Origin of the sequence: Schleiferilactobacillus perolens DSM 12744, from assembly GCF_001435585.1 — a bacterium.
Classification (GTDB): domain Bacteria; phylum Bacillota; class Bacilli; order Lactobacillales; family Lactobacillaceae; genus Schleiferilactobacillus; species Schleiferilactobacillus perolens.
In genome coordinates, this window is sequence record NZ_AZEC01000024.1 from 1 (window position 1) to 20794 (window position 20794).

At 48.4% G+C, this 20794-nt stretch carries 22 protein-coding genes; 12 read left to right on the top strand and 10 right to left on the bottom strand.

What is annotated here, in order from left to right; translation table 11 throughout:
- Positions 1 to 252 precede the first annotated feature (252 nt).
- Positions 253 to 840, bottom strand: a complete 588-nt coding sequence (locus tag FD09_RS14720) for a TetR/AcrR family transcriptional regulator (RefSeq protein ID WP_057822454.1) — start codon at positions 838 to 840, stop codon at positions 253 to 255.
- A gap of 146 nt (positions 841 to 986) precedes the next feature.
- On the opposite strand from FD09_RS14720, the gene FD09_RS14725 reads away from it, so the two are divergent.
- Entirely contained in the window at positions 987 to 1796 is an 810-nt protein-coding gene (locus FD09_RS14725) for an alpha/beta hydrolase (RefSeq protein WP_057822455.1), read from the top strand.
- Complete coding sequence (locus tag FD09_RS14730) at positions 1781 to 2239, top strand: hypothetical protein (protein WP_157053859.1); 459 nt, start codon at positions 1781 to 1783, stop codon at positions 2237 to 2239. Before FD09_RS14725 ends, FD09_RS14730 begins: the two co-directional genes overlap by 16 nt.
- Positions 2240 to 2305: 66 nt before the next feature.
- Here the strand turns inward: FD09_RS14730 and FD09_RS14735 are convergent, their stop codons facing one another.
- The gene (locus tag FD09_RS14735; RefSeq protein WP_201782884.1) at positions 2306 to 3040 is read right to left on the bottom strand and encodes a class I SAM-dependent methyltransferase; all 735 of its coding nucleotides are present in this window, start codon (positions 3038 to 3040) and stop codon (positions 2306 to 2308) included.
- Positions 3041 to 3140: 100 nt separating this feature from the next.
- On the opposite strand from FD09_RS14735, the gene FD09_RS14740 reads away from it, so the two are divergent.
- The 5 genes from FD09_RS14740 to FD09_RS14765 all read left to right on the top strand — a co-directional run bounded on the left by FD09_RS14740 (position 3141) and on the right by FD09_RS14765 (position 7590).
- Positions 3141 to 4100, top strand: coding sequence for a ketopantoate reductase family protein (locus tag FD09_RS14740; RefSeq protein WP_057822458.1), 960 nt, complete (start codon positions 3141 to 3143; stop codon positions 4098 to 4100).
- A gap of 318 nt (positions 4101 to 4418) precedes the next feature.
- A complete protein-coding gene (locus FD09_RS14750; RefSeq protein ID WP_057822460.1) occupies positions 4419 to 5135 on the top strand; it encodes an alpha/beta hydrolase in 717 nt (238 codons plus the stop codon).
- 119 nt (positions 5136 to 5254) lie between these two features.
- The gene (locus FD09_RS14755) at positions 5255 to 5854 is read left to right on the top strand and encodes a histidine phosphatase family protein (RefSeq protein WP_057822461.1); all 600 of its coding nucleotides are present in this window, start codon (positions 5255 to 5257) and stop codon (positions 5852 to 5854) included.
- Positions 5855 to 5899: 45 nt separating this feature from the next.
- Complete coding sequence (locus tag FD09_RS14760; protein WP_057822462.1) at positions 5900 to 6673, top strand: SGNH/GDSL hydrolase family protein; 774 nt, start codon at positions 5900 to 5902, stop codon at positions 6671 to 6673.
- A 68-nt stretch (positions 6674 to 6741) separates the two neighbouring features.
- A complete protein-coding gene (locus FD09_RS14765) occupies positions 6742 to 7590 on the top strand; it encodes a DUF2785 domain-containing protein (protein ID WP_083488001.1) in 849 nt (282 codons plus the stop codon).
- Here FD09_RS14765 and FD09_RS14770 read toward each other — a convergent pair.
- On the bottom strand, positions 7553 to 9064 hold the full coding sequence (locus tag FD09_RS14770) for a hypothetical protein (protein ID WP_057822464.1): 1512 nt from the start codon (positions 9062 to 9064) through the stop codon (positions 7553 to 7555). The two genes, FD09_RS14765 and FD09_RS14770, sit on opposite strands and share 38 nt — an antisense overlap.
- Positions 9065 to 9193: 129 nt before the next feature.
- On the opposite strand from FD09_RS14770, the gene FD09_RS14775 reads away from it, so the two are divergent.
- Together FD09_RS14775 and FD09_RS16965 are read left to right on the top strand one after the other, a co-directional pair.
- A complete protein-coding gene (locus FD09_RS14775; RefSeq protein WP_057822465.1) occupies positions 9194 to 10483 on the top strand; it encodes a PTS sugar transporter subunit IIC in 1290 nt (429 codons plus the stop codon).
- 379 nt (positions 10484 to 10862) lie between these two features.
- Entirely contained in the window at positions 10863 to 10994 is a 132-nt protein-coding gene (locus FD09_RS16965; protein ID WP_268873301.1) for a hypothetical protein, read from the top strand.
- A gap of 59 nt (positions 10995 to 11053) precedes the next feature.
- On the opposite strand, the gene FD09_RS14780 is transcribed toward FD09_RS16965, so the two are convergent.
- Complete coding sequence (locus FD09_RS14780; RefSeq protein ID WP_157053860.1) at positions 11054 to 14614, bottom strand: hypothetical protein; 3561 nt, start codon at positions 14612 to 14614, stop codon at positions 11054 to 11056.
- A 357-nt stretch (positions 14615 to 14971) separates the two neighbouring features.
- A complete protein-coding gene (locus tag FD09_RS14785; protein ID WP_057822467.1) occupies positions 14972 to 15331 on the bottom strand; it encodes a DUF1648 domain-containing protein in 360 nt (119 codons plus the stop codon).
- A 150-nt stretch (positions 15332 to 15481) separates the two neighbouring features.
- Between FD09_RS14785 and FD09_RS14790 the strand changes: the two genes are divergently transcribed.
- On the top strand, positions 15482 to 15874 hold the full coding sequence (locus tag FD09_RS14790) for an iron-sulfur cluster biosynthesis family protein (protein WP_057822468.1): 393 nt from the start codon (positions 15482 to 15484) through the stop codon (positions 15872 to 15874).
- A gap of 113 nt (positions 15875 to 15987) precedes the next feature.
- On the opposite strand, the gene FD09_RS14795 is transcribed toward FD09_RS14790, so the two are convergent.
- Genes FD09_RS14795 through FD09_RS14805 form a run of 3 tightly spaced genes read right to left on the bottom strand, consistent with a single transcriptional unit; the run spans position 15988 to position 17232 of the window.
- On the bottom strand, positions 15988 to 16200 hold the full coding sequence (locus FD09_RS14795) for a hypothetical protein (RefSeq protein WP_057822469.1): 213 nt from the start codon (positions 16198 to 16200) through the stop codon (positions 15988 to 15990).
- Between the two features lie 12 nt (positions 16201 to 16212).
- The gene (locus FD09_RS14800; RefSeq protein ID WP_057822470.1) at positions 16213 to 16797 is read right to left on the bottom strand and encodes a hypothetical protein; all 585 of its coding nucleotides are present in this window, start codon (positions 16795 to 16797) and stop codon (positions 16213 to 16215) included.
- 12 nt (positions 16798 to 16809) lie between these two features.
- The gene (locus FD09_RS14805) at positions 16810 to 17232 is read right to left on the bottom strand and encodes a MarR family winged helix-turn-helix transcriptional regulator (protein WP_057822471.1); all 423 of its coding nucleotides are present in this window, start codon (positions 17230 to 17232) and stop codon (positions 16810 to 16812) included.
- Positions 17233 to 17577: 345 nt separating this feature from the next.
- On the opposite strand from FD09_RS14805, the gene FD09_RS14810 reads away from it, so the two are divergent.
- Positions 17578 to 18906, top strand: coding sequence for a hypothetical protein (locus FD09_RS14810; RefSeq protein WP_057822472.1), 1329 nt, complete (start codon positions 17578 to 17580; stop codon positions 18904 to 18906).
- Positions 18907 to 19070: 164 nt separating this feature from the next.
- On the opposite strand, the gene FD09_RS14815 is transcribed toward FD09_RS14810, so the two are convergent.
- Positions 19071 to 19487 carry a type II toxin-antitoxin system CcdA family antitoxin gene (locus tag FD09_RS14815; protein WP_057822473.1) on the bottom strand — a complete coding sequence of 139 codons (417 nt, stop codon included), beginning with the start codon at positions 19485 to 19487 and terminating at the stop codon, positions 19071 to 19073.
- Between the two features lie 26 nt (positions 19488 to 19513).
- Positions 19514 to 19708, bottom strand: coding sequence for a type II toxin-antitoxin system HicA family toxin (locus FD09_RS14820; protein ID WP_057822474.1), 195 nt, complete (start codon positions 19706 to 19708; stop codon positions 19514 to 19516).
- A 437-nt stretch (positions 19709 to 20145) separates the two neighbouring features.
- Between FD09_RS14820 and FD09_RS14825 the strand changes: the two genes are divergently transcribed.
- A partial coding sequence (locus FD09_RS14825) for a helix-turn-helix domain-containing protein (protein WP_157053861.1) occupies positions 20146 to 20794 on the top strand: 649 nt, incomplete at its 3' end.

Sequence of the window (20794 nt, forward strand, 5' to 3'; positions counted from 1 at the left end):
TCTAACTTTTTTGTTGCACTTCAGTCCTGATGTGTCGTTTTTGCTTGAATATTGATCAATCGACTAACCTTTAGTCGCGGTCACTCAGGGTTATCGGCCGGCGCAATTCATCGCACACTGCGCACTTTCTCTCCTGCGTCTCCACAGGCAGCTACGGGCCCAATCACGTTGGTTAATCAGGAAGGCCTGCACAGTCAGGGCTTCTAAATAAATCGGCATGGTCCGGTAACGCTTCGTAAAAACTCTTTGGCATCAGTGTGAATCTGAATCAATGATGCTTCGAGAACCAAGCTCAAAGAACTTTGCCAATTCTTGCGCTAAAAACTGCGGAGAATACTTCATGTCATGAGCCAACCACCACCGAATTGCGGCGAGATAAATGGATGGCACAATCTCCAGTAATAAGTCACGGGCCATTTGAGTATTTTGCGGCAAGTGCTGGTTGAGATACGCCTTCAATGCGTCTTCAGCGCGCTGACGTAGGCCTAAGTGGGCAGGATCATTCAAAATAAACGTGTACAAAACAGGATCGCCTGCCACGACACTTAATGACTGATTCAAGTCTTGGGTAAAGGCAGTGTAATTTACACCGTTGTCAGCAATGTGCAACTCGGGTGTGATGGTGGTTGCAACGCGCGCGATGCCATTTGTGGTGAGTTGATTGAGCAACGCATATTTATCAGTATAGTGTAGATAGAAAGTTGAGCGGTTGATCCGCGCCTGTTGGGCAATGTCATTGATGGTAATGGCGACAAATCCTTTTTTGCTAATGAGTTGAAGAAAAGCCGTCTTAATTGCTTCTTGGGTTTTGATCACTCGTAAATCGGTCTGATTGGACAATTGATCCACCTCTGTTGAATAAATCGGAATAGAACGACATGTTGTGGCAAAATGTCGGATAAACAACAATTCGCCGTCTGTTAAGCATTGTAGGCGTCAGCGGCGGCAATGTATAGTGACCTTGGAAACACGAAAGGATCCTTTACATGACAGACAAATGGGCAACGGCGGATTTTCCAATTGGTATGTATCACTTGAATGCTGATCAAAGTGTCAACTTTCAAATGAATCGTTTTTTCAATTGGTCAAACGACCGTGAAATGCTGAAACAGATGAAGAAGATTGGAAACGACCAGCAAACGTATCCCCAATCGATTGCGGCGTTTGAAGACCTTGGAGAAAAGGCACTGAGCGAGGGTGAAAAGCTCAGAGCAGCACTGTACTTTAGAGCCGCTGAGTTTTACTTGCCAGATGATGTGCCGGATAAGAAGACGTTGCGGGATAAGTTTATTTCACTAAACAATGCTTATTATGGCATTGGAACCAAGCAGCACTTTCTGATTCCGTATGCGACGGGACATATTTCGGCGTATCGTTTAACGCCGACTGCACCACGAGGGACGATCCTGTTCATCAACGGTTTTGATGGGTATATTGAAGAACTCACCCGCATGATGATGGTGTTTCGCGATGCTGGCTATGACGTGATTTATTTCGATGGACCTGGTCAAGGCTATGCACTTGAGGAAGAACGGTTGGCCATGACGCATCAATGGGAGAAGCCAGTTAAGACAGTGCTCGATTATTTCGACGTCAATGATGTGACGGCCGTGGGCATGTCGTTAGGAGGAAACCTGGTATTGCGGGCGGCGGCTTTCGAAAAAAGAATTAAGCGGGCCGTTTGTTTCGACGTCCTGCCTGACTTTTACACATGTATTACCAACCAATTGCCGGAAGAATTGAAAGTGACGTTGGCTAGGTCAGCTGTATTACCAACCAATTGCCGGAAGAATTGAAAGTGACGTTGGCTAGGTCAGCAATTATTGATCGCAATAAGGACCAGATTAATACACTGCTCACCAAACTCATGAAGCACAGCTTGATGCTGCAGTGGGCACTGCAACAAGGCACGGCAGTTATGGGTGTCCCCACCGCGTATGACTTTCTCAAGCAGTCGCTGAAATATACGACGGCTAAAATCTCAGCATCTGTCGATCAGGATGTCCTGTTACTTGCGGGTGCCAATGATCATTACGTGCCAAATAATCAATTACCGCTTCAGATCGATTGGTTAACCCATGCCAGGTCAATGACTGCTCGGCGGTTTACTGATGCAGAATATGCAAGCAGTCATTGTCAGTTGGGGAATGTTGGGCTTGCCTTGACGACAATATTAGACTGGTTGGATCAACTGGATAGGGAGAACGTCTCACTAGCGCAGGCCACTATCGATAACTAACGACTTTGCTCCCCTTTAATTTGCGACAAAACGGATTGGACATCTGCCCAATCCGTTTTGTCATTTCTAACCTTTCGTTGCGGTCACAATCAGCATCATCGGCCGGCGTAATTCATCGCGCATCTCGGCGCTTTCCTTCTGCATCTCCACAGGCGGTTGCGGTTCAATCACGTTGGTCAACCGGAAGCCTTGCTTAATCAGGGTTTCCAAATAGGTTGTCATGGTCCGATGGTATTTCTTGATCTTGTGGTCCAAGAAATCCGTTTCCCGGCTGGATTCATCAAAATAACGATCCACTGGCCAGTACAAGGTGTTACCGTTTTGATCTTTGATCCATTCTTCAGAGCCTTGGGCAGTGAAAATGGGGTGTTCCACGGACATAATGAAAGTCCCCGGCGTATTCAACCGGGCATAAATCTTTGCGACCAAGCCCTTATAATCTTGAATGTAGTGAATTGCTAAAGAGCTGAGGATCACATCGAAGTGGACCTTCAATTCATCAATTGCCGTCATGTCCATCACCCGGTAGTCAATGATGCTGCTGTGGGTCATGGATTGCGCCTGCTCAATCATCTTAGCGGACGAATCAATGCCCAGCACATACTTAGCGCCGTGTTCCACGGCATAGCGGCAGTGCCAACCGTAACCACAGCCTAAGTCCAGCACGGTTTTACCGGTGAAATCGGGCAATACGGACTTCAGCGTCTGCCATTCTCCGGCAGCAGGTAGGCCGCCTTCAGAGCGAGCCATGTGGCTATAGGCATCAAAGAAGCTGGGATCATCATAAATTGTATTTGTCATCGTCATTTCCCTTCCTTATTGCATCCACCGTAACATGTTTCGGGTCCTTGGTGTTACCATTAATGGTGTAATCAATATTTTGAAAAGGAAGCTGATCATTGTGAAAATTGCAATTGCCGGAGCGGGCGCCATGGGTGGCCGGTTTGGGTCAATGTTGGCGACCACGGATAATCCCGTGACCTTCATTGACTTGTGGCAGCAGCATGTGGCAGCGATCAATGCCCATGGGTTACTTGCCCACACGAATGATGGCGACAAGCGGGTCCACGTGCCTGCCTTTTTGCCAAAGGACGTGCACGGCACATTTGATTTGATCATTCTTTTCACGAAGGCTATGGGGATCGCCGACATGCTGACAGCGCTCAAGCCAGTCATTACACCGGCGACCCATGTGCTTGAACTGGGCAATGGAATTGGCAACATTGAGACGATTTCTAAATTCGTGCCGAAGAACCAAATTATCGCCGGCGTCACCGTTTGGTCCGCCGCTTTGAATGGTCCCGGCGAAATTACCATGAAGGGCAATGGCAGTGTGACTTTGCAGGCACTGGCCAGCAACGAAGAGCCTTTCTTCAAGCAAGTGCTGCAAGTGTTGACAGAAGCGGGGTTAAAGCCCACGGCATCCAATGATGTCTTGACGGCTATTTGGCGCAAAGCCGCGTTGAATTCGGTCCTGAACACTTACACCACAATTCTGGATTGTAATATCGGTGAATTCAGCCAAGTCCCCGATTGCGATACATTGATCGATAATGTACTGGATGAATTCGCGGCCATCGCGGCTAATCAGCATGTGCACTTTGACGAAGCAGCCACCAAACAACTCATCGTCGCGCAATTCCCCGATGATGCCAATGGTACGCACTATCCGTCCATGCATCAAGACATGGCCAAAGGACGGAAGACAGAAATTGACTTCTTGAATGGTTATATCGCCAAAGTCGGTGCTAAGGCAGGTATTCCCACACCAGTCAATGCACTTTTGACGAAGTTGATTCATGGCAAAGAACAGTTACGACAGATTCAAGGCAGCAACGAAAAAGTCGCGACACCAGTTTGATTTGAAATTAATCATTGGGACTGGGACAAAATTTTCCCCGGGAGCCGTGCCAATGCTCCGCAATCTCCGGTGGCAGGGGGCTGCGAAGCGCAGCAAGTGCGTAGCCGCAGGCGTAGCAAGTGGTGACGGCGCTTTGAACCCGCTGAGGAACGCGGTTTCAAAGTCGCCTAACTGCAATAAACTTGGCCCGGTCCTGGCCAAGTTTATTGCAGTTCCCACCACTGAGCCCCCTGCCACCTCCGATCGCTCCGCATTGGCACTACATCCACCGGGACTCGAAATTTTGTCCCGGCTCTTTTATTGTCTCAGGAGGAAACGATGAAGAAAAGAAACAAAATCCTGATCGGGGTACTCACTGGCCTCGTGGTCATCCTGCTAGGTGCCTGGTTATACCTCCGCGCCCAAGTCTATAGCCCCAGCCAACCAGCCCAGCAAGCGGCCGAGAGTGCTCAGGTCACGAACCAATGGCTGTATTTCAAAGCCGAGAAAACCGCCACACCCGCGGTGGTCTTTTATCCCGGCGCATTTGTTTCGCCACCCAGCTACAGCATCTGGGCGAAGAAGGTGGCGGCTGCCGGGTACCCCGTTTATGTCCTGCAAATGCCGCTGGCGTTGGCCGTACTCAAACCCAATGCTGCAGATGGTGTGGGCAAGCAAACCAAACGCTCCCTGGTGGTGGGCGGCCATTCCCTGGGCGGCGTGATGGCTAGCCGGTATGCCCATGCCCACAATAACATTCAGGGCGTGTTCTTTCTCGCCAGTTATCCGGATCAAAAGGGCAGTCTGCGGGGGTTTCAAAAACCGGTCCTGTCAATCACGGCCAGCCGAGATGGTGTGCTGAACTGGTCCACCTATCGCCAGGCTAAGCAATACTTACCCACCCAGACGATCTATATCCAAATCAAAGACGGCAATCATGCCGGATTCGGCAGTTATGGTCACCAAAAGGGTGATCGGACGGCGACCATTAGTAATGCGCAGCAACAGGAGCAGATTGCGCAGGCAATGATCACCTGGTTGCGAAAAATCCATTAAGGTGTGTTCAAGCCGACGACAAAAGAGTACTGTTAATCAGATTCACTGGCCAATAACAGGTTGAAAATGCCGTAGTGCGGTACAATGAAACGGATACATCAGAGAGGGGGTTTTGTCCAATGACACAGACGTTATACTTAATGCGCCACGGAGAAACCATGTTCAATCAAGAACACCGGGTACAAGGCTGGGTGGATTCACCACTGACTGAAAAGGGGATTCGCCAGGCCCAAATTGCAGGGCGTTACTTTACAGATAACGATATTACCCTAGGCAGCGCCTATTGTTCCACCGCCGAACGGGCCAGTGACACCTTGGAACTCGTGACAGATCTGCCTTATCACCGAGAAAAGGGATTGCGGGAATGGTATTTTGGCCGGTTTGAGGCGCAACCGGAGTTCCTCAATCCGCCGCTGCCCTACAATGATTTCTTTGCAACCTACGGGGGTGAAACTCAAACCCAGGTGACCAAGCGGCTTTCAGACACGATTCTGCACTTAATGCAGCATGATCATCACAGGAATATCTTAATGGTCTCCCACGGTGGCGCCATCGCTTGTTTCAAGCGGGCATGGGATCAATATGCGGAACATCAATACAATGGTCACTTTGGTAATTGCAGCATCATGATTTTTGATTTTGCAGAAGATAAATTTTCGCTTAAAGGCGCGTATATCCCCGATTTCACCGAACTCGACAAGGAATTCAGCAACCGATGATGGTATGATATTCCATAGTTAACTAAATGGATTGGAGTCGGGTTTATGCATCGGGAGAAAAAGTCGAGTGGTATGAAGATCGTCTGGATCATTGTGGCGATTGTGGTAGTTGTTTTAGCAGGCGGCGGGATTTGGTATGGGGTCCAGGCGAATAATGCCCGGGTCCGCACTGAACAAGCAGCGAAGAAAAAGGCCGCCGCGGCCAGCAGTTCTAAGAAAAGGGCTGCCGCGTTGTCGCGCAGTGAGGCGTTAGCGTCTTCACAAGCGGCCGCTGATCCGCTTTATGGCAAGTTGAAACAGTATGGCTTGACTTACCCAGAATTGCAGTACGCCAAAACAATGCCGATCACTTTCGTTGGTGATTCTGTCATGCTAGGGAGTGAAAGCTTCCTGAAGGAAATCTTCCCGAAGATGAATATGGAAGCCGACGTCAGCCGGCAAGCATATGGCGCCCCGGCAGTGATCAAGAAGTTAAGCGGTGAAAGCAAATTGGCCGATACAGTCGTTTTAGGTGTCGGTACCAATGGGGCATTCACAGCAAACACGACCAAAGAAATCATGACGGCTTTGGGTACGAAGCGGACCGTGTTCTGGATTAATGTGCATGTGCCGAGTCAGAGTTGGGAAAGCGACTCGAACAAGCAGATCGCGGCGGCAGCGGACAAGTACAAGAATGTCCACTTGATTGATTGGTATTCGACGGCTAAGGGCCACAGCGACTGGTTTGCCGCGGACAGTTTCCACCCGAATACGACGGGCCAACCGCATTACTATACGTTGGTGGCTAAACAAGTGCTGCAGACGATGACTAAAAAATAACTAGAATTGCTAATCACCTGGCTTGGGATGATGTTCCCAGGCCTTTTTCTTTGAATAATCGAATCAGAATGAAAAAGATAACGGGGGGCCACACGATGGCAATGACCAAAGAACTGGCGGCGTTAGTGGATGCTAATCCGCTCACCATTACAGATAACGAACTGACCTTTATGCTGGACCACATTGGGGATCCGGATGGTCATTTGCGGGATGGGATTATCTATACGCTTTTTGGCCGCGGCTTTTTTGACGATGGTTTCACGGCGGATCAGCGGGCAGAAGTCGCGCAAACTGTGTTGGATCGGCGGGATTTATGGCGGGATATTGAAAAAGCAGATACCGACGCGATTTTTGGCCGGACATTTACCGCATTAGTGGGGACTTTGATCCTGGATTATGACCGGGAACATTCCTTTCTCACCGTTGCCCAGCGGACTGCCTATTTTCAGTGGGCCGTGACTTATTTGCAGCAAGAAAAAGACTACCGAGGTTACGTATCTGGACATGGCTGGGCCCATGCGGTGGCCCATGGTGCCGACTTTCTCGGGGCCGCAGTGCGCCATCCCCAGTTTTCCCAGAAGTTAGTACCAGATGTACAAAAAAGCGTCGTCACGGTCTTACGACGAATGACGGCGCCTTTCATGGATGATGAGGAGCAGCGGTTGGCGGCGGCCTTAGTATTTGGTTTGACTGTCGGAAATATTTCTGTGCAGGAATGGACGGATTGGTTGACGATTGAGCACACTTATTTATGGGACAATTACGCCAACGATAATTTGCCATCTTACTACCGCCTGAGTGCGTGGCTGCGGATTATGCAGAATGCTTATTTCTTGTTACCGCAAAGAGATCCAAATCGGGTGTCTTGCTTGGCGTTTATCAATGATTTCTATCAACAGATGGGGTTTCGCGGTTAAATAGCGCCTGGGAACGACTCCAGCGACCCATTAAAATGTCGTAGATGGTACGCAGAGTCGAGGCGAGGCCAATGCCCTTATCCGCAATCACTGCCACGGCATGGTTGGCAGTTGGATCAGCTTGAATATCTTTCATGGCCTGAACCGTGGCGTGATGCGCCTTGGTGCGGTCGGTGATCATGATGGCGTCCTGTTGGCTATACGCAATCGCGTGAATCTGATTCAAGGAAATGGCATCAGGGCGGATGATCTGCACGATGGCGCCGAGTTGGGTTAACTGATTGCGAATGCCCTTTGCATCTTGCCAAGTGAACACGTAGATCGGGATGTCCTGGAAGACAGTGGCATTCTCTAACCAGTCCGGGGTGGTGAATACAGTAGGTTGTTTCGTCTTCTGGGGGTGAACATGACGCACCGCACTGTATCGATCCAAAGCCAAGTGGACGGCCTTTTTTGATTTGGGTGCCGCCGCCACGGGCGTGGTTTGGGCTAAGAGTTCTTTGAATAGGGGGTTATCTGTTTCGGTCGGTTGGGTCACTTGGACCCGAGCGGCATCGGTCAACGGCACTGTGGCCGGCCGCCAAGATGGCCGACTGGGAGCAGTTTCTTCCCTGTACCCTTGGGCCAGAATCTTTTTGATGCGGGCCATCTGTTGACGGGAAACCAGCGGTGCAAACAGCTCTTCTGCCACATCCCGGCTGGGCCGCCACTGCGCTTCATGGTCAAAGACTTGCAGCAATAAATCGTAGCGGTATTTACCTGCTTTAATCGTTTGGTTTAAGTCAGTAATCGTGCCTTGCAGGGCCGTGATCTCGTTTTGTAAATGGGGAATCACTTCGTCGCGTAAAATACGGTAGGGGGATTGCTCTTTTTGCCACAGTTGATAGGTGGCGACATATTCGCTTTGATTTTTCGCAATCCATTGGCCGCGTAACTGCCGGTTTTCCTGCTGCAGGCGGTTGGTACGGTTGCGCCAAGCCTGCAATTCCCAGCGCAGCTTTTTGATGGTCTTACTGCGGTTGGCGTTTTTTTGCTGCAGACTTTGAATCGTCCGGTGCAGGCGGGTGGTCGCCGTTCGCATTTGCAGATGCTGATTGGTCAGCCGGCGGATTTGTTGGTGCCAGTGGGTGATTTTACCCTGCTCAGCCGTCAATTGATCCTGCAATTGGGTAATCTGTTTTTGCTGATCGGCGGTTCTTTGTTTGGTTGTCGCCAGTTGATGTTTGAGCCGATAGATTTCTTGCGGGTTGCGGACAGACTGACGCTGTGTATTCTTTTTTTGCCTTTTCGGGGCAGCGGTTGCAGGCGTTGCGGAAGCGACAGGTTTTGGTGCGGTCGCGGGTCCGGTGGTACGCTTGATAAAGGCAGCCATCAGATCTTTTTTTCTGGCCGCCGCAGACTGCTTAGCGCCCTTGCCGTTCTTGTCCAGCTCCCGAAAGGCCTGCTTGATTTGTAAATAACTCGCATTCGCCATCACCTGTCACCGCTTTCTCTAATTATCTAACTTCATAGTACCAGAAAGTGGCGAAAAAAGTGGCGGGTATGATTTGCGGAATCGGGCACTCGTATCGTGTATAATTGAACAAAAGGGAGGACAATAAGCGTGAATACATTTGAAAAGTTTCTCAACAAATATTTGGCGCCTATCGCTAATAAAATGAACGCCAACACGTTCTTTTCAACCTTAGCGGGGGCGTTTATGCGTACACTGCCGGTGACGATTGGGGTATCGGTGATTTTGATTATTTATGGCCTGCCGATTCCCGCTTGGCAGCAATATATTTATGGTTCAGACCTGAATAATCAATTTAATGCGGCGATCAATGCGTCTATGAATGCCTTGGGGATCTATGTGGCATTCAACTTTGCCTATTTATATGCGAATCACTACAAGATGAGCGGGCTGAACGCCGGTCTGCTCTCTTTAGTGGGCTTTTTAATGCTTATGCCCCAGGTGATTAAGACTGGAAAAACGCAGACAGTTTCTGGCTTTCTGACCAACAACACCGGGGGCGGCGGTTTGATCGTGGCCATTTTGGTAGGGTACATCACTGCCAAGTTATTTGTCGTCTTAACCCAACATCATTTAACGATTAAAATGCCTCAGGGCGTTCCGCCGATGGTGGAAGAGTCCATGAGTCCCGCTATTATTGGGATCGTCATTTTGACGGCAATGTTTGCCATTCGAATGATTTTCTATATGACTCCGTATCATGATGTCTTCACGCTCATCAGTAAGCTTGTGCAAATGCCGTTACAGAACCTCACCGGCAATGTGTGGAGCGTCATTGTGCTAGCGACTTTGACCAATGTCTTCTGGTTCTTTGGGTTGCATCCGTCTCTCATTCTGGGGATTGCCAGTCCGATTTTAATGTCTCTATTAACAGAGAATATCAATGCTTTAGCGGCGCAGAAGCCATTGCCGTATTTGGCGGCGGGGATTGTGTACGTGATGACCAGCAATATCTTCGGCGGCCAAGGGCAGACCTATGGCTTAGTGATTGCCATGGCCCGGGCCAAGTCAGCGCGTTACAAGCAATTATTCAAGTTAGAAGCATTGCCGGCGCTGTTCAATGTCAACGAACCATTGATCTTTGGCTTCCCCATCATGCTGAACCCAATTTTCTTTCTACCCATGTTACTGGTGGCACCGGTGTCTGGGTTTGCCACTTGGGGTATGATCAAGCTGCTCGGGATCACGAAGTATTTGGCTTCTGCCCAACTGCCTTGGACCACTCCCGGGCCGATGCAAATCTTTATTCTCGGCGGGTGGCAATTGCTGTTGGTGATGGTGGTTGTACTCGTATTGAACTTCTTCCTGTGGTATCCGTTCTTCAAGATTGCGGATCGACGGGCGGTGCAAGAAGAACAGGCGGCTAGAGCGGATGTGTGATTTACCGGTAGTTATTTAATCGTTAGGGAAGTAGTACAAAAGGCTTCTGGGAAACGATGGCGAAAAGTGGGAAAACAAGCGGTGCGACAATGGTTTTTTGGCTTGTGTTCGCTATTATTCCGGCTCGATACTTGATATAATAATTTGGCACCAGGGAGGAGGTGATGTTATGCAACCTCTCACACGGGTGAGACATGGTCAGAAACGGGCCCGACAAAAAAGGCCACGCCTGACGAAGGTGACAATTACTATTCACCTTGTCTTCGTGACCATCTCATTTATGTTTGAGCGCTCAGCATAACCGCTCACAGGGTGGGTAACTGCCATTACCCTCTCCTGGTGCTTTTAGTATATCACGAAATCAAAAGGAGACGCAAAAATGAAATCACGCGAATGGCATCGTGGGCATTGGACCGTGACAATTCGGAAATCGACACCAAAAGAAATCGTTAGCGGTTTGGCCGGGATCATTATCATTAGCGGGCTAGTTTGGTGGCTTCTACAACGTTAGTCGGCGCATAAAAACAAGGGCACGATTTCTCACAATCGATACCCTTATTTTTTTAATGGTTACTGCAATCCGTCGGTGACGGAGTAGGTAATAGTTGATGAATAGCGGCCACTGTTTTTCACACTGGCCGGTACAGTCAACTGGGCGTTTGGATACGTCAGGGTCAAAGGCGCGGCGTTTGTACCGGATTCTAACAACCGATCCAGTTTGAATAGCGGCATGGACACCCGATCGGCAACCATTGTCTTCGGCGTATGGTTGGCAATGAGCTGATTCTTGAGACTGTCACCCTCTGGATACTGATAATCAGGTGGCATCGTGGGGACACCCAGATCGACCTGGAAGTCTTCATGGGTTTCACCGCTGGCACTGTTGCCGAATGCTTCCATCCAGCCGAAGACGGCCCAACTCAGCGGATCGCGACCATTAGCTTGGCCGTTGTCTTGAATAATCAATTGGGAATTTTGTTTACTGGCATCCGTTAACCCATAGGTCTGTTGGGTCTTGGGTAAAGGATGCTCCCCAAAGTCCAGCGTCGGTGTTTGCATGATCGCAATGTTCTTCATCCGTTTTAAGTACAGATTACCAGTGCGCGCCAACACTTTGCCATCTTGATTACCAATGACGGTTTGCAAGGTAGTGCTAGCGGGCATTGTAGTGATGTCCGCAGCCTGGTAGGCGTATTTGAAGGTGAACGTTTGCCCCTTGATTACTGGACTAGGCATCTTGACCAGCCAACGCTGGTAATACTTGTCCAGATCTGTGTTGTTTGGGGTGATCGGGGTGATGTTAGCTGCCGGAATATCACTGCCGTCAGTGTTTTGGACAGTCGGCTTGGAAGACGTAACCCCTGCGACCCGGGGGATCATGATTTGGAACACCTGGTTGGCCACATCGCCATTATTTTTAACACTGCCGTTTACATTGACGTTATCCCCATTTTGGTAGAAGAAGTACGTCTTGTTATCTGTGCCGGCATATTGATGAGTGGCTGCCCAGTCGGCGCCTTCCGTATCATCTTTCAACAAAATGAGGAAGTTGGCACGGCTGGCCAGATCTTCTGAGCGGGCATCCAGTATCAGTGTGAGCGGGTTGGCGGTGTTCATGTTAATCGGCACATCGGCGTTGCGTTTTAGATTCACAATGCCATAAAAGCCATTGTCCGTGCTGTTCATTGGTGGAATGGTGAGTCCCGCTTTGATGTCCCCATAGGGCGGATCGCCCTCGAATCCATATGGCACAGAATCACCTAAATGCAGGGAAATATCGTTCAACGTGGCACTGGGTACCAGTTGGTTACTGCTGGCATTGCCCAGCGAGGTGTCTGAGCCCAGCGGATACATGGTGATACTCATGGTATCTGTGCCGACGGTGAGTTTATCGCGCCACGTCCCAAACATTTCAGTGAGGGTTTTATTGTTGATGAGCTGACTCTTGTCGAGCACATAAATCTGATCCCCTGACAGATTCATTTCTGGTCGAATATCCTGACGCAGGCCGACATTAGTGCCGGCCACCGGCAAGTAGTTGTACTTGCCGGAATAGACCCAGGTGTTATCAGGGAATCCTTTCGTGACTCGACCAAAATAATCCTTCGGGGCGTTGGTGTCGTTGAGCACCTGTACAGCCAGCTTGTTGTCAGATGTGGTGTATTGCCGGGTGGGATTTGGCACAGGTTGGTCACCGCTGTAGTCGTAGTATTGATAGACCTGGGTGTAGCGTTGGGGCGTAATGCCGCCCGCTTGGGTGAGTATCTTATCGGCCATCTTCGGCGCATAGTCGGCTGCGTTGTAGTCCTTATTCACGCTGAAGGCTTGCCCGTCATTCACTAGAATTCCGTCGCTATAACTGTCCGGAGTGGCAACTCGGGCCCGCATGTCTGCACCTAACGGATCACCGCTGGAGTTTAAGGTATCTACCGTCTGACTGTTGTCGAATGGGGCGACAAAGGCAGTCCAGGAGGTGAAGTTGGTGTAGACCGGGAACTCGCGGACGTCGGTTTGACTTGGGTTTGTTTTGCCTAAATCCAGTTTGGTCCGGTCAATGAGGGCATAGTCCATTGGCGAAGTGCCGGCTTTCAATTGGCTGAGTAGATCAGTGTTAGGTTTTGACCGGTCTTTACCCGCCAATACTGAATATGGATCAAGCAAAGTATTACTACCATAAAGTGTAATCCCCAGTGCGCGGCGATTGTCGAGGTCACCGCCCATGGTGTCTCCTTTATTGATGAGGCCATCAGCGTATGGTGCAGGAAATAGGCGCCCACCGGTAATGGATTGATAGGTTTTGTCCACATCACCACTGTATTTTGACATGTCAAAGGAGAAGTTAATATGAGCGGAACCTTCAAAACCGTTATTTACGAAGTAACCCGCTAAGGCTTTGACCAAAGGTGTGGCAATGGTAATTTGGAACCATCGAGCGGGATCAAGCAGACCTTCCCACGACAGTTTCACTAATGGGCGATTATCTGAAGGATTAGCTGCGTTAAGTAATGAAATTGTTCTACCAACGTTACCAACATCGTATACCAAGCTTGGCACTAAGCCGCCAGTAATAAAATCTGCCAACCAATCAGGCATAAGATCTTTTAGAACGCCATTAGCAAGTGATCTAAAGGGATCCCATACGAAGTTTTTACCACCGGTTTGCTGGACAAAGTTAGGCTGGATGTCATCACCAGATCCGATGGTTATTGGGTTGCCAAGATTGTCCAAATTAGTTAATGTCTTGCCGTCTGGTAAAAAGACATTATGCAAATAATCAAGATAATCGGCGCCGCCTCGTTGCAGTGCCATTTTTGCGTTTTTTGTATCGTAATTGATATTGAAGGGGATGCCCTTCACTTTGAGGTAGAAGATGCTCTTATCGCTTGGATCCAAATATACGTGGTGATCAAATTGGAGTGGAAAGTTTAAATTTGATATTTTTGCACCCAAAAACGGAATAGATTCAAGAGTAAGGTAGAAATATGATTTGCCCCAATCAATGGCGCCACCTAATGATTTGGCATCAATGCCTGGTGGAAGGGATACGCGTACCATCACACCCCAATTGCCAGCCAGTACCGAGTCGACAGAAGTTTTTGATCCTGCAATCTGGGCTTTGATGGGCACATTACCGGTCACCTGCAATATGCCACCATCAAAAGATTTTCCACTTTTGAGAACAGGGCCAGGTGTGCCAGTGGCATCCAAAGTACCTGTAGTCATCAGGCTTTGTACATTGTTCTGGTTATAATTGGATTCTCCAGTTTTATAGAAATTGTTCGCTTGATTCGCGCTCTTAAAATCAATAAAATCATTTTTGTCGACGTAGTTAATACTGAACCAAGGATCCGGATCACTACCAGAATTAGAAACTTTTTCTGGGAATGTAATGATTGTTGGTGACTCAGCTTTCTTACCTTCCCAGTCGGCACTTGTGCCAGTGGTTATTGGCGTACCGGTAATGCCAGGCATATTGATACCAGTGTAAACATAAGACCCTTCACCACCACGGCGGTATCTATTCAGACCAGGAATTCGATACATATCTCCGGGAGCTGTCGGCTGAGTGTTATCTAAAACATTCCCGATAGTTACGGCCTGTACCTGGCCAAAAAGTGTCAATACGACCATGCCAAAAAGAATGGGCAGCAAAAGTACCCATGTGATGATTTTTCTTTTGATTCTTCTCCCGCCAAACAAAATAACGGCCCCCTTTGATTAAAATCGTGGGGGATCGGTGCAACATTATGCATTAAACGCTTCCAATCCCACTTTCTTTTATTGTATCAGTCTTGTAGGACAATTCTGAGGCAGTTATAGTAAAGAAAGTTTATCAATACTGAACATCGGTCAAAAAAGAATAACGGTGAGCAATCATTCCCACAAAACAGGATTTTACTGATTGTCAATTGTCGATCTGTATCATCAGAATAAAAAAACGGCACAACCGTCCAGTTGTGCCGCAATTAATTATTTACTTGATATCGATTAACGCCCTAACCAACGATAGATGGCTAACAATCCCAAACCAGCAGCGACCCAAATCGCAATAATACACACGCCAAAGATGATTTTCGACCACATGTTGTTACTGGAGCCGTCGGGATATTTCCGATCCACCAGTGCGGGGTGGAGAATCACGCCGATGAGTGCCAGAGCAGGGAAGATGAAAAGCTCAATTTTGTTGCCATAGGCGTCAATTTGCATGGCGCCATTCCAGTGATCCGGAATTCTGGCAGGAGCCTGCTGGTACAGCCAATACGCCACAGCCACGAAGCCAAGCAGCACAACAATATTGAGAAGATACATCACCCAGTAAGCACGACTGACGAAACTTTTTTGACGCATTGAAATGACCTCCTTTTTGATGCCCCAACCATACTCCGGTATGCATGAATACGCAATCAATAAGGTGGGATTGTGACGAACAATTTCGTTAGTCGGGTTTGAGTGGGAAAGCTTGACGAGTTGTGTACAATTGAATTGAGGCGATGGAAAATGAAAATCAATATGACAGATACAATGGTAAAGCTATTAAGGGATAAGCAGTTGTCCGACAAGACGTTATTATTGATCACTGATGATGGTGGCGGTAAGTATTCGTTGCAGGGCGGCGCATGCAGTATCGGGGCTAAGTTCTCCTTGATCATTTTGGACCAGTCCGATCCTGATTATGCAATCCCATTGACGAATGATGCCAATGTGGCGTTGTACACGTCTGCCTATGATTTGAATTTCTTGGGCGACGGCTTGACGATGGACTACCGCAACTACAGCATTAGCTTGAAAGATAATTCCGGTCTGCTGGACGGTAGTGTGCGGATTGCTAAGGGTGCTGATGTTTTGGCGGCATTTAAGAAGGGTATCACGGTCAGCGGAGCAACTTGCTAACTGGGACACGAAGTTAAAAAGGGCCACCTTGGCGTTTGCTGGGGTGGCCTTTTGCGTACGAGGCGGTTTAGGTTAATAGTCAGGATAAAATGATCTCGATATCCTGCAGTTATCTAAGAGAGATCATCGAACACATCGTCCAATTGCCGTTCCAGAGTGGTAATTCGGTGGCGGACATCAATGATCCGGTCTTTCACTTCTGCCAGAGTAAGGCCACCGTTGCTGAACCCTTTGTAAGAAGCGGTGATGTAGTCCACATCCTCCAATTGGCGGGCCCGCTCGTTGAGTTGGCCCAATTGTTCGATCAGAATATCGAATTGATCCATAGCACAATCTCCTTAGGCGAAGGCCTCTGGGGCGGCCAACTGCGGCCCCTTGCCAGCTCGCGCCAGGACCCAATCATCATAGTTCCATTCTTCTGTGGCTCGGCGGGAACGGAAGTAATCCCACTCGGATTCCCGCTCCATTTCGATGATTTGACCACCAGGGCCCACTGAGACCCAATTATAGGAACCGTTACGGTGGGCAAATTTCACCCAGCGTATTGGAATCTCAACCTGATTGCTATGGTCGTTCATAAAGTGGCGATTGTACCGATCGACCCGTATAAAGCTCAGGCCACGAGCGTAAGGACTGTCCAAAGTAGCAAAGATGCGGATAGCTTGATCTATTGCATCCTCTTTTGCAGGCAGTGGAGCGATACTGTCGACGGCAAAGTTATTGTAACTGATCAAGCGGCCATCGCGGCCAAAGATGACCGTGACGTGGGGATTATTCATCACGATTCGACCAGATTTTTGATAGCGAACGACTGAGACTGTTTCACCGTTCCGGGTCTGAGTATCTTCGCTGGCACGGACAAAACCATCAGGAATTTGTAAGTCCGATTGGGGTGTGCCTAATACGGTAAGTGGTGTTGACATTCAAAAACCTCCCTAGGCTAAATTATGGTCGATTAGTTTTAATGCAGTGATCAATTCTTCTTGTTGAGTAGTAACCAGATCATTGAAGGCAGTGGCGTTGACCTGGGCAATTATTTGTTCGACTTGGGGCACCAAGGCCTTGCCTTTGACGGTGAGAGTCACCGTCCAGGAACGGCCGTCTTGCGGATTACGCTGCTTTTCCACCAGTCCTAAATCAATGAGCTGGGTCAGGCGGCGAGTGACATTACTCGGGCTGAGATAGATTCGTTTGAAGAGCTGATCTTGGGTCAGGGGAGTGTCTTGATTAATTTTGAGAATGAAATAGTAGTTATTCACGGTCAGATTTAACGGCTTCAGTTTGACGTCGAGGTAAGCTTGCACTCGCCGCGCTGTGATATTTAATTGTGAAATGAGCGCATCAGTTTCTGCGGCCATACTGTCATCACCTTTCCTTACTGAAAAGAAGTATAGCATTCTTAAATTGCTTGCGCAAGCAAATAAAATCAAAAAGTTTTCAGATATTTGAAGATGGGTAACTTAGCGTTTGCGGGGGTGAGTGAGCACACGGTAATTTGAAGGGAGGCCTCAGGTATTCTTGCAACGCGCATTTCGCATTTTTGTTTCATTAAACGTCTTTTTTTCGTTGAAAGTTGAAACAGGAACAAGTGTATCCGTTGCCCAAATTCTGAAGTAATCTATTATAATTAAATCAAGAACATCAGTTTGTGTGCGACGATGTCGCTGCCATTGTTCTATCCGAATAAGAAGGGAAGACCCACGATGCGCAAGAACTTCCAAGCGGTTGGTTCGGAACACCGCCACACCTTCACTGCGACCTTTGAACGAACTGGATACAAAACAACCGAATTGCGAAGCAAAACTTACTATCAGCCCACCATTCTGGTCAATAATGTTATGGATCAAGCAGGCAGCTTACTGACAGACCATCTGTGGTTTAACTACACATTGGGTTTTCAAAAGCTGGGGCATCTAAAGAAGGACGATCGTCTGCAATTTGACGGACGTATTTCCACATATACAAAAGGATACTTGGGGCGTGATACCTTCCTCAGCGAAAAACATCCAGTGGCCACGGATTACAAAATTGAGCGGCCTACAAAAATTAAGCTACTCAATGTTTCCGAGCCGCGGGTACCATTGCCAAAAGAGAATTGGGATTTGGTCCAACTGATTATGAAGGAAAACGAGGCATTCTATAAAGCTCGGGACGAGCAAGCAGAACAAGAACGATTTGAGCGGGAACAGGAAAAGCAGGAAGAGATAGAGGCAGAAATTAAAGCAGAGAAAGCGCAGGAAGCAGCCGCGTTGGCGGCGGAAGAAGTTGCCGTCAAGACGGAAGGACGGTCGTATCGCTTTGTGCCATTTACGGTCTATATCGAACCAGAACCAAGATTTGGATATTATGGTGAGTATGATTATTATGACGACTACGACAGCGAACCATATCCTGTCACCCGCTACAAAATTGTAGAAGTCACGAGCGAGACAGCACTGGATGACAATCGCGGCAAGGGTTATCACAGTGGTGCAGAGGCATTGCGTATTTATCAGAAACGTTTACGCCGGGACAAAACGATAAAACTGACCCGGGACTGGTTGAATAAACAACCGAAAGACCAAATGTGGGAATGGATTCAAACTGAACGAACTAAAAATCCGATGTTAACATCCCAAGAGCTGCGCTCAATGATGTATCCAAGGGTGGCTGAATACATGGGCGATTCTTTGACTGACAAAGTGGGAGACGTACTGTTAGACGGTTTTTTTGCCGCTTGGTGGGGCCAAACAGGTACGCTGTTAAATCAGTCATTGGAGAAAAGAAGACAGGCCTTTCTGGAATCTCAGCCTAAGGAACTGCCTGCCACTTGGCGTCGAGAAGCGATAGATAAAGGTGTTCCGCAAGACCAGTGGCGGCAATACATGCTTGATGCCTTGACGCAACACATTCAGACATTGCCATTGACCCAGCAATTCCCAGTGGATGACAGGTTTCTGCGTCGCTGGCAAAAAATGAGTAAGAAGCCGAAACGAAGACGAAAGCATAAGCGGCGCAAAAATGCCGAACTGTCAGAGAAGAACGTTGACTGAAGCGGCATTACTGAAGCACGTATTGCATCACGGGTCTTAGGAAAGCAACATGCGGGGCAACTATGCGACCGCCCTGGGTACGTCAGAATATAAAGCGGGCCGTCTCGGTAAATGCGAAGACGGCCCATATTGTGACGAAGTTAATCACCACTTGGTAATTATTTTCATGTCAGAGATTCCTGCTTGTCTGCTTTGTCCTGTTTGGCAATGAGCGCATCGGTCAATGTTGCTGAAAAATTGATCCCGGTATTTTCTGCCCAATTTGCCAAATCGGCGGGTACGGTCACATTTTTGCGCACATAACGGCGCAACTCCCGTTTTTTGGCAGATAGATTTGCACTAATCACAGTCACGAACTCTTCACCGCTGATCTTCAACGTTTTTGGATTGGAAGGTTTGGGCAAATCCTTTCGGTCATAATTCATTTCGGCGAGTACGTCGCTCGCCATCACATAGGCGTCTTCTAACCCATAGCCTTCCGTGAATGTATTGGGTAGATCGGGGAACTTAACTAGATAAATGTCATGATCGCCATGCGTTGGGTGAAAGATTGCGGGATAGGCAATAAATTTATCAGCCATAGTGGATCCTCCTGATTAAATGTTGTTTATTTAGCTGGGTGTTTTAGCCCGAGTTGGTCATAGATTTCCCTGGCCGTCTCTGGTGCAATTTCTGTATGACGCGGCAATGGTGCGGTGTGATGATTTGTTGGATTGATCAGTTTTGCATGGCGGCCACCATGCTCATTGAGAAAGATGCCTTTGGAGAGTAAGTCTTTCACTAGTTTGCGTCTCTTGACCATCGTTCTTTTCTCCCCTTCATAATACGCAAAATGCGTATTAATAGCAACACGCAAAATGCGCATTGAATAAAAGTGTCTGATACGACCAAACTAAAGTGATTCGGATGGAGTTCAGTCTAAACGTGTTTTCTTACGATTAACTAGTACGCAAGAAAGAAGAGTCGGCGTGATGACGACAGCGCAAATATTGACCACTCACCACCCATTTTCGACCACTTACCGCAAATCGTGAGACGCTAGCCGTTATGACCTGCTAATGTACAGGCATAGGAGGTTTGGAATGATTACCGATTTTGTGGTCAAGTATCAAATACGATCATTAACATTGTTTGCGTTAATCCGGTACCGGTTCCTGGGAGAAGAAAAAATGGTTGAGCAATAGAAGAGACAAACATACATTCGATCCGGTATCCTTGAATTATGAGGAGGTGAATCGAATGCCCATCAAAACTCACAAGCTTCGTATCTACCCCAACGCGGAAATGAAGACTATCATCACTGAATTAATGGATTATAACCGCTTCTGCTGGAACCGTGGCTTAGAAACTTGGCAAGACATGTACACCACCTCTTTGCTTCTGTCAGACAAGAAGCTGCGGCCCAGCGAACGCAAAGTCCGTGATGAACTGGTGGAAAACAAAGCGCGCTGGCAGCGCCGGCTATCTGCGCGGGTGCTTCAAACTGCGATTCATCGTCTGCACCAAGCCTGGCAAAATTTCTTTAATCCCAACATGCCGGATGCCCACCAGCCCAAGTTTCACAGTAAACGGGACCCCAAGCAAAGCTTTACGACCGATCGGGCCAAAGTGGCTGGGAGATTTCTTAAGTTGGATCGACCACACAAGACTGAGCATCACTTCACCAAGATCAAAATGGCTGAGACACTGCGTTTTACTGGCCAGATCAAAACCGTGACGATAACCAAGCGCGGCAACAAGTTCTATGCCAGTATCAACGTATTAGTCGAGGATACGCCCAGACCGACTTTTTCTGAGAGTTGGGATATTGGCGGGATTGATCTTAATGTCGGCCATGTTAACTGGAATGGCGGGGTAGTGAATACGTTTACCCCACGGATGTCGGCTC